13 protein-coding genes and 2 pseudogenes are annotated in these 14,597 nt (G+C 61.3%); 5 read left to right on the forward strand and 10 right to left on the reverse strand.

What is annotated here, in order from left to right:
* Nucleotides 1–188: 188 nt before the first annotated feature.
* The 7 genes and pseudogenes from QTA57_RS07165 to QTA57_RS07195 form a co-directional block, all read right to left on the reverse strand.
* The gene (locus QTA57_RS07165) at nucleotides 189–1,118 is read right to left on the reverse strand and encodes an electron transfer flavoprotein subunit alpha/FixB family protein (protein ID WP_145214892.1); all 930 of its coding nucleotides are present in this window, start codon (nucleotides 1,116–1,118) and stop codon (nucleotides 189–191) included.
* Nucleotides 1,118–1,879 (reverse strand): electron transfer flavoprotein subunit beta/FixA family protein, encoded by a 762-nt coding sequence (locus QTA57_RS07170; RefSeq protein WP_171565166.1) that lies wholly within the window; start codon nucleotides 1,877–1,879, stop codon nucleotides 1,118–1,120. Before QTA57_RS07170 ends, QTA57_RS07165 begins: the two co-directional genes overlap by 1 nt.
* Before the next feature lie 150 nt (nucleotides 1,880–2,029).
* Nucleotides 2,030–2,629, reverse strand: coding sequence for a PAQR family membrane homeostasis protein TrhA (trhA, locus tag QTA57_RS07175; protein WP_290154286.1), 600 nt, complete (start codon nucleotides 2,627–2,629; stop codon nucleotides 2,030–2,032).
* A 269-nt stretch (nucleotides 2,630–2,898) separates the two neighbouring features.
* The gene (locus QTA57_RS07180; protein WP_290154287.1) at nucleotides 2,899–3,471 is read right to left on the reverse strand and encodes a cob(I)yrinic acid a,c-diamide adenosyltransferase; all 573 of its coding nucleotides are present in this window, start codon (nucleotides 3,469–3,471) and stop codon (nucleotides 2,899–2,901) included.
* A 6-nt stretch (nucleotides 3,472–3,477) separates the two neighbouring features.
* Nucleotides 3,478–3,687 carry a twin transmembrane helix small protein gene (locus tag QTA57_RS07185; protein ID WP_145214900.1) on the reverse strand — a complete coding sequence of 70 codons (210 nt, stop codon included), beginning with the start codon at nucleotides 3,685–3,687 and terminating at the stop codon, nucleotides 3,478–3,480.
* Between the two features lie 53 nt (nucleotides 3,688–3,740).
* A pseudogene (locus QTA57_RS07190) lies at nucleotides 3,741–4,570 on the reverse strand (SDR family NAD(P)-dependent oxidoreductase).
* 60 nt (nucleotides 4,571–4,630) lie between these two features.
* A complete protein-coding gene (locus QTA57_RS07195; RefSeq protein WP_290154288.1) occupies nucleotides 4,631–5,200 on the reverse strand; it encodes an SH3 domain-containing protein in 570 nt (189 codons plus the stop codon).
* A 141-nt stretch (nucleotides 5,201–5,341) separates the two neighbouring features.
* Between QTA57_RS07195 and parC the strand changes: the two are divergent.
* The 5 genes and pseudogenes from parC to tuf all read left to right on the forward strand — a co-directional run bounded on the left by parC (nucleotide 5,342) and on the right by tuf (nucleotide 12,348).
* Nucleotides 5,342–7,644, forward strand: a pseudogene (parC, locus tag QTA57_RS07200) (DNA topoisomerase IV subunit A).
* A 9-nt stretch (nucleotides 7,645–7,653) separates the two neighbouring features.
* Nucleotides 7,654–8,907: a DUF898 family protein gene (locus QTA57_RS07205; RefSeq protein ID WP_290154289.1), complete on the forward strand. Its 1,254-nt coding sequence runs from the start codon at nucleotides 7,654–7,656 to the stop codon at nucleotides 8,905–8,907.
* The gene (locus QTA57_RS07210; RefSeq protein ID WP_290154291.1) at nucleotides 8,907–10,079 is read left to right on the forward strand and encodes a M48 family metallopeptidase; all 1,173 of its coding nucleotides are present in this window, start codon (nucleotides 8,907–8,909) and stop codon (nucleotides 10,077–10,079) included. The genes QTA57_RS07205 and QTA57_RS07210 overlap by 1 nt, the downstream gene beginning before the upstream one ends.
* A 221-nt stretch (nucleotides 10,080–10,300) precedes the next feature.
* Complete coding sequence (locus QTA57_RS07215) at nucleotides 10,301–11,083, forward strand: hypothetical protein (RefSeq protein ID WP_290154292.1); 783 nt, start codon at nucleotides 10,301–10,303, stop codon at nucleotides 11,081–11,083.
* Nucleotides 11,084–11,172: 89 nt separating this feature from the next.
* On the forward strand, nucleotides 11,173–12,348 hold the full coding sequence (gene tuf / locus QTA57_RS07220; protein ID WP_145214922.1) for an elongation factor Tu: 1,176 nt from the start codon (nucleotides 11,173–11,175) through the stop codon (nucleotides 12,346–12,348).
* Between the two features lie 78 nt (nucleotides 12,349–12,426).
* On the opposite strand, the gene QTA57_RS07225 is transcribed toward tuf, so the two are convergent.
* From QTA57_RS07225 to QTA57_RS07235, 3 genes are all read right to left on the reverse strand, one after another.
* Nucleotides 12,427–12,681 (reverse strand): hypothetical protein, encoded by a 255-nt coding sequence (locus QTA57_RS07225; RefSeq protein ID WP_171562951.1) that lies wholly within the window; start codon nucleotides 12,679–12,681, stop codon nucleotides 12,427–12,429.
* 436 nt (nucleotides 12,682–13,117) lie between these two features.
* The gene (locus QTA57_RS07230) at nucleotides 13,118–13,684 is read right to left on the reverse strand and encodes a peptide-methionine (R)-S-oxide reductase (protein ID WP_290154294.1); all 567 of its coding nucleotides are present in this window, start codon (nucleotides 13,682–13,684) and stop codon (nucleotides 13,118–13,120) included.
* Nucleotides 13,685–13,809: 125 nt separating this feature from the next.
* Nucleotides 13,810–14,505, reverse strand: a complete 696-nt coding sequence (locus QTA57_RS07235) for a lysophospholipid acyltransferase family protein (protein ID WP_290154296.1) — start codon at nucleotides 14,503–14,505, stop codon at nucleotides 13,810–13,812.
* Nucleotides 14,506–14,597: the final 92 nt, after the last annotated feature.

Consider the following 14,597-nt stretch of genomic DNA (forward strand, 5'->3'; position numbering starts at 1 on the left):
AAGGCCGAGCATAAGACCCCAACGCCTGGCAAGGTCTTTAGGTGGAAGGCGGTGGCGCGGCTCTTGCGGAGGCGACAAGCCGATGAGCAAATGGCGAAATGTCTTGCACAATTTGGTAGAGCAAAACTCCAATTAAAAAAGGCCCGCCGAGATATCAGCGGGCCTTCGCAATAAATGATTTGCAGCGCTTAGCCGAGTTTTTCGGTCAGTTCTGGCACCGCATCGAACAGGTCCGCGACGAGGCCGTAATCGGCGACCTGGAAGATCGGTGCCTCTTCGTCTTTGTTGATCGCGACGATGACCTTACTGTCTTTCATGCCCGCGAGGTGCTGGATCGCCCCCGAGATGCCGACCGCGATGTAAAGCTCGGGCGCCACGACCTTACCGGTCTGGCCAACCTGCCAATCGTTCGGTGCATAGCCCGAATCGACCGCCGCGCGAGACGCGCCAACCGCCGCGCCAAGTTTGTCGGCCAAGCCTTCGATGATCGCAAACTGCTCTTCCGAGCCAACGCCGCGCCCGCCGGAGACAACAATCCCTGCCGAGGTCAACTCGGGCCGGTCGCTTTCGGCCACTTTGTCCTCAACCCAGGATGACAGGCCCGGATCACCGGCCGCGCCGATCATCTCGACCGCCGCGCTGCCACCAGTGGCAGCGGCATCGAAGGTCGAGGTCCGGAAAGTCACTACCTTGGTCGCATCCGAGGATTTCACCGTCTGGATCGCATTGCCGGCATAGATCGGGCGTTCAAAGGTGTCCGCATCCACCACGGCGGTGGCATCCGAGATCACCATCACATCAAGCAGCGCGGCGACACGCGGCATGATGTTTTTCGCATCCGTCGTCGCCGGCGCGGTGATGTGGCTGTAATCGCCGGCAAGGCTCACCATCAGGTCCGCAACCGGCTCGGCCAGGCGGTGGCCATAAAGCGCATCTTCGGCGCAAAGCACTTTGGAGACGCCTGCAATCGTCGCCGCTTCATCAGCGGCAGCTTTCGCCGAGGCGCCCACGCAAAGCAGCGTCACATCGCCCAATGCCGCCGCAGCGGTCACGGCTTTCGCGGTGGCATCCATCGCCAGCGCGCCATCGGTCACTTCTGCAAGAACCAGAACAGCCATCAGATCACCCCCGCTTCGTCTTTGAGTTTCGTCAGCAGCTCATCGACCGAGCCGACCATGACACCAGCCTTGCGGCTTTCCGGCTCGGCGGTTTTCAGAACCTCAAGGCGCGGCGTGACATCGACGCCGTAATCGGCGGCGGTCTTCTCATCCAGCGGCTTTTTCTTCGCCTTCATGATGTTCGGCAGGCTGGCATAACGCGGCTCGTTCAGGCGCAGATCGACGGTGACGATGGCGGGCATCTTCACCTCGATGGTCTGTAAACCGCCATCAACCTCGCGGGTGACCTTGGCGCTGTCGCCTTCGATCTCAACGCCCGAAGCGAAGGTTGCCTGCGCCCAACCGGTCAGCGCGCCCAGCATCTGGCCGGTGGCGTTCATATCGTTGTCGATCGCCTGTTTGCCCGCAAGCACGAGGCCCGGCTGCTCTTCGTCGATCACGGCTTTCAGGATCTTGGCGACGGCCAGCGGCTCGATATCCTGGTGCACATCCTCGGCGGCGACGACCAAAATCGCCCGATCTGCACCCATGGCCAGCGCTGTGCGCAGTGTCTCTTGCGCCTGTTTCACCCCGATCGAAACCGCGATGACTTCTTCGGCCTTGCCCGCTTCTTTCAGACGGATGGCCTCTTCGACAGCGATCTCATCAAACGGGTTCATCGACATTTTAACGTTGGCGAGATCGACACCGGACCCGTCCGCTTTCACCCGGACCTTCACGTTATAGTCAATCACGCGCTTAACAGGCACCAACACCTTCATATGCACGTCACTCCTATTCATGGCCTAAGCGGGATCGCCCAGACACGCCTCCATTCCCGAGGTGTGTTATCGTTCTTATAGCGATGAAAACAGTCCAAAATCGACGCAGGCGGGCCAACCGACGCCGCGTTACGTGGTTCGTGCGTTACGTCAAGCGCCCGAAGCGTGGACCAACTCGACCAAAACGGCGGCGTAAATCACACCTGTCGCGACCAGCACAAAGACATGCCAGATCGTGTTGTGGAACGGCAGCCCTTCCCAAACATGGAAGATCACACCGGCGGAATAGGTCGCGCCGCCGATGACAAGCAGGATCAGCCCCGCCTGGCTCAACCCGTCCAGGGCCGAGCCGCCCAGGGCGACCCCGGCCCATCCAAGGCCCAGATAAAGGATCAGCGTCAGGATGCGCGGATGCCGGGTGCTGAAAATGATGATCGAGGCTCCTGTTAGCGCCACGCCCCAAATCAGAGCCAGGAACCAGCCCGCATGCGGCCCGACCAGGGCGATGACCGGCGTATAGGTGCCCGCGATTTTCAGATAGATCGCCGACTGATCGATCCGGCGCAGCCGATCTTGCCATTCCGGGGTCAGGATCATGTTGTAGAGCGCCGAGCAGGAAAGCATCGCGATCAGGCAGATCGTATAGATCGTCGTGGCCGTGATGATCGTTGCGTCGCCGATCCACACCGCTGCCAGGGTGATCATCACCGGGCCCGCAATCATCGCCGCCGAAATGCCCGAGACATGCACAACCGCATCCGAAATATACTCGGCGCGGGATAAGCAGATGGGTCGCGGCGTGGCAGCATGAAACCTCCGATGCGAGTCCTGTTCAGCCTAGCGGAGAAAACTTAACCGTCAATTGACCATATGGGGTGGTTTGGGGATGTGCCCAAATCTGACGCAGGGGCAGGTGCGGGAGATGCGCCTACGGCTTCCGCTTGGGTGCTCCGCCCTTTGCGTCCCCCAGGGCTCCACCCTTCCAGGTGCCGAAGGCTCCAGTGGAGCCTTCGGCGCTTTCAGCGGTTCGCACCTGGAACCCACAAGACATCATCCTTTCCGTCGTTATTGGCGATCCGGCCCGCCACGAAGAACCAATCACTTAACCGGTTGAGGTATTTCACCCCCTCCGGGTTCACCGATTCCATCGTCGCCAGTTCCACGCTCATCCGCTCGGCCCGCCGCGCCACGGTGCGGCACACATGCAGATGCGCGGCCAGTGCCGCGCCCCCGGGCAAGATAAAGCTGCGGAGCGGCGTGAGCTTGGCATTCATCCCATCGATCTCCGATTCCAGCCGCAAGACCTGGGCTTCAGTGATCCGAAGCGCCGGATACTCCCGCTCGCTGTCTTTCTCCATGCCAGGCGTGCAGAGATCGGCGCCGAGATCGAACAAATCGTTCTGAATGGCGGCCAACATGCCGTCCATATCGCCCTCGGCCTGCAACCGCGCCATGCCAAGCGTCGCGTTCAACTCATCCACCGTACCATAGGCCGCGACCCGCATCGAATGTTTCGCCACTCGGCTGCCATCGCCCAAAGCGGTTTCGCCCGCATCGCCGGTTTTTGTGTAGATTTTGTTCAGAACGACCATCTTGGGTCAGCCTCCTGTCTGGCTGCGAAAGTAAACAAAGGCGAGGATCAACAGCACCGCCACGAATTGCGCGGCCAAGCGCCAGCGCATGAATTTGTTGGAGTTCTTGCGGCCATATTCGCCGCCGATGCGGAACGAATTGATCCCCATCAGCAAAATGACCAGCACGCCGAGACAGGCAAGTGCCACAATAATGAAAAGCGGGTCCGACAGCATGGCACGTCCTTCTTTGGTGGTGATGGGCGATCTAGCAGCCCGGTTCGGTTTGGCTAGGCTTTGGCGACCAACCAGTCGAAAATAGATTGTGGCAGGATACGCCGGGCGATCTCAACAATCCAAGTGGGGGTTGTGATGAAGTACCGCGCGCGCGGGCGGGGGCTTCCAGCGCGTGGATCAGTTTGGCGGTCACGGCGGGCGGGTCCAATTGGAACGGCGCCTTGCCGGTATCCTCATAAAGGTGGCGGATCAGTTGGGCCCGATAACGCTCCGCGACGGCGGAGTTTTCCCAATCGATCCATTTCTCGAAACCGGGGATCGAGTTGATACGGAACTTCGAGGTGACGGGGCCGGTATTGAGGATCGAGACCCGGATATCAGTATCGCGCAGTTCCAGCCGCATTGTATCAGCCAATCCCTCCACTGCGTGTTTCGTCGCCGTATAAGCTCCACGCCAGCGCAGCGGCACGCGGCCAAGGGCGGAGGAATGTTGCACAATTCGGCCATGCCCGCCCTGCGCTCGCATTACGGCCACCGCGCGAATGGTCAGGTCTTGCAGCCCGAAGACATTGGTCTCGAAAATCTCCCTCAGCGCGCCGGGCGGGACGTCTTCCATCGCGCCCGGTAGCCCATAGCCGGCATTGTTGAAAAGCGCATCTAGCGTGCCACCGGTCCGACGGAGCGCCTCATCCATACCGGCCGCGATGCTGTCTGGATCAGCCACATCCAGCAAGAAGCTCTCCAGCCCCTCCGCCTGCAGCCGCGCCACATCCTCGGGCTTGCGGCAGGTTGCGAACACCCGCCAACCGCGCGCGTGCAGGGTGCGGGCGGCATCCTCTCCCAATCCGGAAGAGCAACCTGTGATCAGGATAGATTTTGCCATAGACCCCTCGCGCGCAATCGCACCCGATGCGTAGGCCAGGGGCGGCGTCAGGGCAATGGCCTAGGGGCGGGTCGGCGACAAGAAGCGCGCGGCCATGTAGCCAACTCGGCCGGACTCGATATCGCGGATTTGGGTCCAGCCGCCGGCGACCTCTTCGATCAGTTCGGCCTCAGCGCCGAAGCCAAGCGCGACCACCACAGGGTTCGCGGTGGAGGGGCCTGCGCGCATATTCACCCGGCCGCCGGTGACAAAGACCGTCTCGCGGATGGGCGGCGCGATCGCTTCCGCATTCTCCGGCTCCACCTGCCGAGCCAGGCGGACCATCTCATTGGCCGTGTCGACGGGCCGGATCACGGCGGTCACCTCGATCATCTCACCATCGGGGCCCAAAACGACCATCGCAGGCGCAGGCTCTGCTGTGGCGGGTGCCAAGATCCCCTCTTCAAGCGGCTCGGTCGATGCGATCTGTACCTCCTCGCTTGCATCGGCGGTGGGAAGGTTGGCGGCGGGGTCAAACGCGGCCTGGGTGGCTACCTCAGGTGTTGTCTGCGGCTGAACCGGCACCGCTTCAGGCAAAACAATCATGCCCACATAAATCAACGCGCAAAGCGCAATCGTCCATCGGATCATGGCAGTAATCCTTGAATAGAAGTCTTCAAACAATATCGGCAGTTTATTGCCGGTTGGCTGATTCTGATACGGGGAAAAAACACCGGCGCGTCGCTTTTGGTTGCTTTACGGTGGATCGGTCCTTGCGTATCAAGGGGTCAGATGAGCGAGCAGAACACGCCAGAGCAAAACAAAAACACAAGCGAATCGCTGAGTCGGGCGATTGGCTCTCGATACCTGCAATATGCGCTCTCGACGATCATGCACCGGGCCTTGCCTGACGCGCGCGATGGGTTGAAGCCGGTGCACCGGCGCATCCTTTATGCGATGCGGGAGCTGCGTCTGGCGTCCAATGGCGGCTACCGGAAATCGGCGAAGATCTCCGGCGATGTGATGGGCAACTATCACCCGCATGGCGATGCCGCGATCTATGACGCGATGGCGCGTTTGGCGCAGGATTTCACCATTCGCTATCCCCTGGTCGATGGGCAGGGCAATTTCGGCAATATCGATGGCGATAACCCGGCGGCCAGCCGTTATACCGAAGCGCGGATGACCTCCGTGGCTGAGGCGTTGCTCGAAGGATTGGCCGAGAACGCCGTCGACTTCCGGGACAACTACGATGGCACCTTGCAGGAACCGGAGGTTCTGCCGGCGGCTTTGCCGAACCTGCTCGCGAATGGCTCCAGCGGCATCGCCGTGGGTATGGCCACGAATATCCCGCCGCATAATCTTGATGAGCTGATCGAGGCCTGCCTGCATCTGATCAAAACGCCCGATGCCCGCGACGACACGCTTCTGAACTATGTCAAAGGCCCGGATTTCCCCACCGGCGGCGTGATCGTCGAGCCGCCTGAGAGCATGGCCGAGACCTATCGGACGGGCCGGGGGCCTTCCGCCTGCGTGCCAAATGGGAGGTCGAGGAGCTTGGCCGGGGCCAGTGGCAGGTCGTGGTCACCGAGATCCCTTATCAGGTGCAGAAATCCAAGCTGATCGAGAAGCTCGCCGAACTGATCCAGACCAAGAAAATCCCGATTCTGGCTGATGTGCGTGACGAAAGCGCCGATGACATCCGGATCGTTCTGGAGCCGCGCGCCAAGACCGTCGACAAAGACCTGTTGATGGGCATGCTCTACCGCAATTCCGACCTGGAAACCCGGTTCTCGCTCAATATGAACGTGTTGATCGACGGGCGAACACCCAAGGTCTGCTCCTTGAAAGAGGTGTTGCGCGCTTTCCTCGATCATCGCCGCGATGTGCTGATCCGCCGGTCCCGGCACCGGTTGGAGAAGATCGATCATCGGTTGGAAGTGCTCGAAGGCTTCATCATCGCCTTCCTCAATCTCGACCGGGTGATCGACATTATCCGCTATGATGACGACCCGAAAGCCGCGCTGATGCGCGAGGATTGGGGTCGCGATTTTGTCCGCGCCACGTCTGAGGCGGATTACAAAACACCGCCGCCCGGCGAGGGCGAATTGACCGAGGTGCAGGCCGAAGCGATCCTCAACATGCGGCTGCGCAGCTTGCGGCGGCTCGAAGAGATGGAACTCTTGCGTGAGCAAGAGGCGCTGATGGAAGAGCGCGCGGGTCTGGAAGACCTCCTCGAAAACGAGAGCATCCAGTGGTCGCATATCGCAGACCAACTCCGCGAAACCCGCAAGCAATTTGGCAAAACCTCCGAATTCGGTGCCCGCCGCACGCAATTTGCCCAGGCCGGAGAGGTCGAAGAGGTGCCGCTTGAGGCGATGATTGAGCGCGAGCCGATCACGGTGGTCTGCTCACAGATGGGCTGGATCCGCGCGATGAAGGGCCATATCGACCTGACATCTGAGTTGAAGTTCCGCGACGGGGACGGGCCGCGCTTCGCATTCCACGCGGAAACAACCGACAAACTGCTCAGTTTTGGAAACAATGGCCGGTTTTACACGATTTCTGCCACAAATTTGCCCGGAGGCCGTGGGATGGGGGAACCCGTCCGCCTGATGGTGGATATGCCCAATGAGGTCGAAATCGTGGATCTGTTCATTCATCAGCCTGACGGCAAATTGTTGGTGGCCTCTTCGGCCGGCGACGGCTTTGTCGTGCCGCAGGCCGATGTGGTGGCGCAGACACGCGCAGGCAAACAGGTGCTGAATGTGAAAGGCGATGTGACCGCAAAGGTCTGCACCGCCCTGGCACCGGGCGATGATCACATCGCCACCGTAGGTGAGAACCGCAAGGTTCTGGTGTTCCCGCTGGAGGAGCTGCCCGAGATGGGCCGCGGCAAAGGTGTCCGCCTACAAAAGTACAAAGACGGGGGCCTTTCCGACGCCCGCGCCTTTGCTCTGTCCGAGGGCTTGAGCTGGAGCGATCCAGCAGGCCGCACGCGGACGGAGGCCGATTTGACCGAATGGATGGGCAAGCGCGCCAGCGCTGGCCGTATGGCCCCGCGCGGCTTTCCACGGGACAATCGGTTTACCTAAAGAGGCGGCATGTCGGCACTCAAAACGGAATTTGGCGGCGGGCGGGGCGACCTGTTTCAGTTGGCTATGAAAACCGGATTTCTGACGGCGTTGACCTTCGGTCTCTACCGGTTCTGGCAGACCACGCGCTTTCGGCGCTGGTATTGGTCGGCGGTTCGGCCCGGCGGCACCCCGATGGAATATACCGGCACCGGCGCGGAGAAGTTCATTGGCTTTCTCTTCGCGATCATCCTTTTGGCGCTCTACCTGGCGTTCTTCAATGTGGTGGCGATGTTCATCACCATCCGTCTGAGCGCAAACACCCCAGGCATCTTAGAGTATGGGGCCGCTGCGACACCTTTGGCGTTGATCCCGATCATCTTCATGGCGCGTTATCGCGCCCGGCGTTACATCATGTCACGCAGCCGCTGGCGCGGCATCCGTTTTGGCATGTCGGCGGGGGCCTGGGGGTATGCCTGGCGGGCCTGTCTCTATTCGGCATTGGCGTTCCTCACGCTTGGCCTGCTTTGGCCGCTGCGCACATTCCAGCTTGAGAAATACCTCACTGATCGGAGCTGGTTCGGCAACGCGCGTTTCACCCAGTTCGGCAGTTTCTGGCAGCTCTACGGCCCCTTGATCCCGTTCTTGATCTGCTTCTGGGGCACGCTGGCGCTTTATGGCTATGGATTGAGCTATGTCCTTCCCGCCATGCTTGAGTCGATCTCGCGTGGCATTCCAATGGTGGCGAGTAATGCGCCTGCTTGGCCGTTCTTGGTCGGCAACCTGGGGATTCTTCTGACCTTTCTGTTCGCGATCTATTACCGCGTCGCGAGTTTCCGAGTGATGGCGGCGATGAAGACCCTCGGTGACGGGTTGGAGTTCGACATTCACCCCCGCACCCGGACCCTGGTGCGCATCCATATTATCGGTGGCATCTTGACGAACCTGGCCACAAGCGTGGCCGCAACGATCGTGATTGTCGCCGCGATTGCCATCGGCATGGGGATTGGCATCTCGCTGCCGAGCGGGCCTTCGGCACCGGTTCCAGAGCCGTCGGTTATCCTCGCGCTGACGCTGCTTTTCGTTATTTCGCTGGTGGTCATTATCGTCTTCTACAACGTGTTCCGGCAGATTTTCATAACGTTTCCGATGGTGCGCCATGTGGCGGAGACCTTGGAAATCCACGAGCCGTCGCTGCTCAGCACCATCCGTCAGCGGGATCGCGATGATACCCGGGATGCGGGTGGCTTTGCCGAAGCGCTGAACGTCGGAGGAGCCTTCTGATGGAGTATGCGATCCGCAATCAGGCTTTCGCCGACAAAATGGCGATGAGCTATGCCGAGTTTTTTGACGGGATCACCCCGATGGTTCAACGCGTCAGCCTGCGGGTCTCGGGGCAGGGTGATGCGGCGGTTCTTGAGCTGAAAAACGTCGAAACCCATGCGGAGATCCGGTGGCGGCTGGCCGATATCCGACAGGTGCCGGATCAAGCCCGCGAGGACGCGTTTATTTTCACGCCCGACAATGACGCGCCGGCGCGGCTGGTGATCCGCGAGGCGGAGGCGTTGCGCGAGCTGGTCACGGCCCTGCCCGATCTGAAGACACTGGGCGCGCCGAAAGGCTCGTGGCGGAAAATGGTCGGCATGGTTGCGGCGGCGGTTGTGGCCTTTGGCGCGATCCTGTTCGGCCTGATCCCCGTTATGGCCGATCGCGGCGCGGAGCTCATTCCGCCCGAGACCGAGATGGCGCTCGGGCAGGGTTTGTTTGAGCAAATCTATCCAGCCATGGGGGCCTATGAGTGCACCGATCCGGCGGGTCAGGCGGCGTTGGATCGGATGCAAGCACGGCTGACGCGCGGGCTCGATCTGCCCTATCCGATCCAGACGCGCGTGGTCAGCGAGCCATCGCTCAACGCCACCGCCTTGCCCGGCGGGCATGTGACTTTCCACCGTGGCTTGATCGAGGCGGCGCAAAGCCCCGAAGAGGTGGCGGCGGTTTTGGCGCATGAGATCGGCCATGTGGCGCATCGCGATGGCACCCGTGCCGTGCTGCGCACGATGGGCTCCTTTGGGATCATCGGGCTGGTCTATGGCGATTTTCTGGGTGGGTCGGCCATGGCGGCGGTGTCGCAGCAATTGATCACCTCCTCCTATAGCCGCGAGGCCGAAGAGCGCGCCGATGCCTATGCGCATGAGCTTCTGGCGCGCGAAGGGATTTCTCCGGGAGCCTTGGGGGTGTTCTTCCAGCGGATACGGGACCAAGGGTTGGATATGGATCTGGGGGTGTTCCAACATCTGAGCACGCATCCGGAGACTCTGACCCGGATCGAAGCCTCCGCTGCGGCTGCGGCGGTTGGGTTCACGCCTGGCGACCCCGTGCTGTCGGCGGAGGACTGGGCCGCGTTGCAGCGGATCTGCGGCGGCAGTGCGCCTCTGTCGGGAGGCACAAAGGGCTGATCCCTCGGCGCATATCGTCAAATTGAGCGCCTGACGGCGCAAGCTTCTCCCTCGCCTGCACCCTTTCAGGGTTTGGCTCAGGCGGGCGCTCGCCGAACAGAAACCGGACCATAACGAGCGGTGCCCTTTCGGCATCTCTCTGCTGCCGGATATGGCGGTATCGTTGCGCGAGGCGGTATGCTGCGCTAAGGCTAAGCGGCTGCTCATCCAGGGGGAACCGCATGCGCATTATGACCCGTCTTGCCGCGATTGGCCTGTGTCTGTTTCTGGCCGCCTGCGCCGCGCCGGATCCGCTTGAGGAAGAGTTGCCCGATATGGGGGACTTCCGCCTCGCCTTTAACATCGTGGTGGCCGACAACATGCAGCAGGTGCCCCCGTCGCGCCGTGCGACACCCGAGGAATGGGAAGAGGCAATGACAGCCGAGATCGACCGCCGGTTTGGCAGCTATGAGGGGGACCGGCTCTATCATATCGCGATCAATATTGACGGGTACTCCCTTGCGCCCCCGGGCATTCCGGTGGTGCTGGCTCCGAAGTCGATCCTGGTGATCTCCGCCAATGTCTGGGATGACGAGTTGCAAGCCAAGCTGCATGAAGAACCAAACCAGATCACGGTGTTCGAAGGGGCCAGTGCGGCCTCGGTCATTGGATCAGGTCTTGTGCGGTCGCGGGAGGAACAGATGCAGATTCTGGCCCGTAATGCCGCGCGCCGGGTGCAACTCTGGATGCTGGAAAACCCCGAATGGTTCAATCTCGACCCTGACCTTGCGGCCACGGATGCGGCCGAAGTCGCCGCCATTGCCGAGGCGGAGGAGCCCGATCTGGAAACAGAGGCCGAAACCGAAGATTTGGGCGCTGAGACTGCAACCGCAGACGATGTAGAGGCCTCCGAAATAGACGCCGTTGTTGATCCCTCTGCCGAGACGCCCGCGTCTGGCGCGGTGGAGAGTGCCACCTGTGATCCCCTGGTTTCGGACGATTGCCCGGAGCCCATCAGCAACTGACGCTTGATTTTTCTCCCGCATCTGAGTAACGAGCGCGCGATGTTGAACCGGGCTCGATATGGCCCCCTAAACGACGAGGCGCCACGGGAATGGCAAAGGAAAAGTTTGAGCGTAGTAAGCCGCATGTGAACATTGGCACGATTGGCCATGTTGACCATGGCAAGACGACGCTGACGGCAGCGATTACGAAGCAGTTTGGCGATTTCAAAGCCTATGACGAGATTGACGGTGCGCCGGAAGAGAAAGCGCGCGGGATCACGATCTCGACGGCGCATGTGGAATATGAGACGGACAACCGTCACTACGCCCATGTGGACTGCCCCGGCCACGCCGACTATGTGAAGAACATGATCACCGGTGCGGCGCAGATGGACGGTGCCATTCTGGTGGTGAACGCGGCTGACGGCCCGATGCCACAGACCCGTGAGCACATCCTGCTCGGCCGTCAGGTGGGTATCCCCTACATGGTCGTGTTCATGAACAAAGTGGACCAGGTCGACGACGAAGAGCTGCTTGAGCTGGTCGAGATGGAAATCCGCGAACTGCTCTCCTCCTACGAGTATCCGGGCGACGATATCCCGATCATCGCAGGGTCGGCCCTGGCCGCTCTGGAAGGTCGTGACGACGCCATCGGGTCGGAGAAGATCGCTGAGCTGATGGCGGCGGTTGACGAGTACATCCCGACGCCGGCCCGCGCCGTGGATCAGCCGTTCCTGATGCCGATCGAAGACGTGTTCTCGATCTCTGGCCGCGGCACGGTTGTGACCGGTCGGGTTGAGCGTGGCGTGATCAATGTGGGTGACGAGATCGAGATCGTGGGCATCCGCGACACCTCGAAAACCACCTGTACCGGCGTTGAAATGTTCCGCAAGCTGCTCGATCGCGGTGAAGCGGGCGACAACATCGGCGCGCTTCTGCGTGGTGTGGACCGTGACGGCGTTGAGCGTGGCCAGGTGCTGTGTAAGCCGGGTTCTGTGACCCCGCATACCAAGTTCGAGGCCGAGGCGTATATCCTGACCAAGGAAGAGGGTGGCCGTCACACGCCGTTCTTCGCCAACTACCGCCCGCAGTTCTACTTCCGGACCACGGATGTGACCGGCACGGTCGAGCTGCCCTCGGGCACCGAGATGGTGATGCCGGGCGACAACCTGAAGTTCAACGTTGAGCTGATCGCGCCGATCGCGATGGAAAACGGCCTCCGCTTCGCCATCCGCGAAGGCGGCCGCACCGTCGGCGCCGGCGTGGTGTCGAAAATCATCGAGTGACATAAAGGGCGACAACGCCTTTCGACCAAAAGGAAGGGGCCGCATCATGCGGCCCCTTCTGTGTTTTAGGTGCGATGCTTATTCGTTGACGAACACATCGATCGACCGGCGCATCTCGCCAGCGCTGTCGCCATTGGCGAGCATCTGTTGCACAAGACGCAGCTCTGCAATTGTCAGGTTTTCCAGGCCTTCCGTTTCGATACCCCGGCTCGACAGCTCTCCTTCCAGGGCCTCCATCAAGGCATCAATCTCGGCCTCCATGGCAAAGCTGGCTGGCGCAAGCCCCACGGACAGGGTTGCGGCCAGGGCAAGTGCGGTCAAAGTCGCTTTCATTATCAATCTCCTCAGATTGTCTTGGTTTCACAAGGCGCGGGGTTGTCTGCCCCGCACGCACAACATCGGGAGTTGGATCACCCCGGTAAAAACACCATTTTCCTCACGCTCCCTCGCGCAGGGTTTGGTTGCTTGGCAGTGGCTGTGAAGAGAGCGTGATCAAAGGCGATGGATCGGCGTCATTGCTTTGATAAAGAACCACAAATTCCTTCACATTCCGGCCACTCTGCGTGAGCAGTATGCGTCTTCAGCGCGGCCTCGGCCCCCGGTTGTGCAAAGGTTGCAACGCAACACCATTCCGTGTGTCAAAACGCTGTGATCGTCTTGGGGGCCGTTGCTCACCAGCGCGTCAAAAAACCCCTGGTCTGTGTTACAAGACCAGGGGCAAGGGGCAGTGAAACCAGAGCGGGCAGCGACTCAGTCTTGTGCTGATCGGTTAGGCGAGCTGGAAATCCAGGCTGGTGCCATTGATGCAGTGCAACACCTGGCCCTCGATCGCCACGATATGGCCCAGATGGCTGCCGCAGCGACGGCAATGCGCTTCGACAAAGGCTTGATCGGGATCGCCATTGCCCATGTCTGCGCTGGCTTCTTCGGTGACCTCCGCATCGGGCGGCTGCGGGCCAGAATCGATGCCGGTCAGCACGGCGTTGGGCCGCGAATGGTGAAAGAACACCCAGCCCATTGGCAAGATGACCTTCCAATCGCTGTCATAGAGCGTCAGGTCGCAGCCGCGGCAGCAATAGGTCCCGGCGCGGGTCTCCTGCCAAAGCGGGCTGGAGCGCGGCACTTCCGTTTGGTTGAGCCGCATGACTTGAAACTCTTGCTCGCTCAACCGGCTCAGCCATTCCGAGAAGCTGCGAGTGACCTCATATTGAAACTCTTCGGAGCCGCCGGCGGCTGGCTGCGAGGCGGCGCTGGCTTGCCCGGCAAGCAAGCTGGCCGCCGATGTGGCGGTGGCCGTGGCCAGAAACCGGCGGCGGGGGAGGTTTGGTAAAGACATTCGGGTTCTCCTGGTGCTTGGGAGTCCAGGATAGGTCCGGGGGTGATAACGGCCCAACCAAGCCTGCGTGACGGGCCGTGATGGGCTGATCGCTTTTTGGTGAAACGGGCCCGCGACGGGTGGGCTCAAAGCTGCGGTGTCGCGTGCCCCACGCGCGCGTCACATTCGGCGCTGACCGCGTTCATGAAATCCCCCAGCTCGACGGCCAGCGCGTCTGCCTCGGCCGCGTCCAACCGGCGCGGCACTGCGCGGTCCCAACGGCGCCACATCAGCTCCACCCGGGTGAAGGGCAGGGGGAACATCAACCTATCCCAGGTGGGCCAGCTCCAATAGCGCCGCGCCGAGAATGTGAACACGAAAACAGGGATTTGCGTGGCCCGCGCCCATTGGATCGGCGTGACTTTGGCAACACGGGGCGGGCCTTGCGGGCCATCGGGCGAGATGCCGATCGAAATCCCATTCTGCAAGCCGCGCAGCACATCGCGGATTGCGCCTGCGCCCAACATCCCGCGTTTCATCGGCATGGTTTCATAGCCAAACGCCCGGTGTATCCAGCCCACCAGCCGCCCGGCCCGGCCATCGGATGTCAAGCTCCGGCAGGGCGCTTGGCTCAGGTCGAACATCCAAGGTGTCAGCATCAAACGCTGATGCCAGCAGACGATCAAAACTGCGCCATCTGTCTCTAGGGCCTCGGCGACGGCCTCCCAACCATCGTCACGCCCGCGTGAGGTGGCCCGCACCAGCCGCATATATCCGCCGAACAGCGCCGCAACCGCTCGGTTCGAGCGCGGATGATCGGCGATGCGTTTGCGAAGGCTCATGAGCAGGCTGCGAGGTCCGTTGGCGGGTCCAGGTGACATGGCCGGTCTCTCCGCGCGGGTCAATCCCATGCCGATCGGTCTCGGCACTGGCG

This window comes from Fontisubflavum oceani, from assembly GCF_030407165.1.
GTDB classification, from domain to species: Bacteria; Pseudomonadota; Alphaproteobacteria; order Rhodobacterales; family Rhodobacteraceae; genus Rhodophyticola; species Rhodophyticola oceani.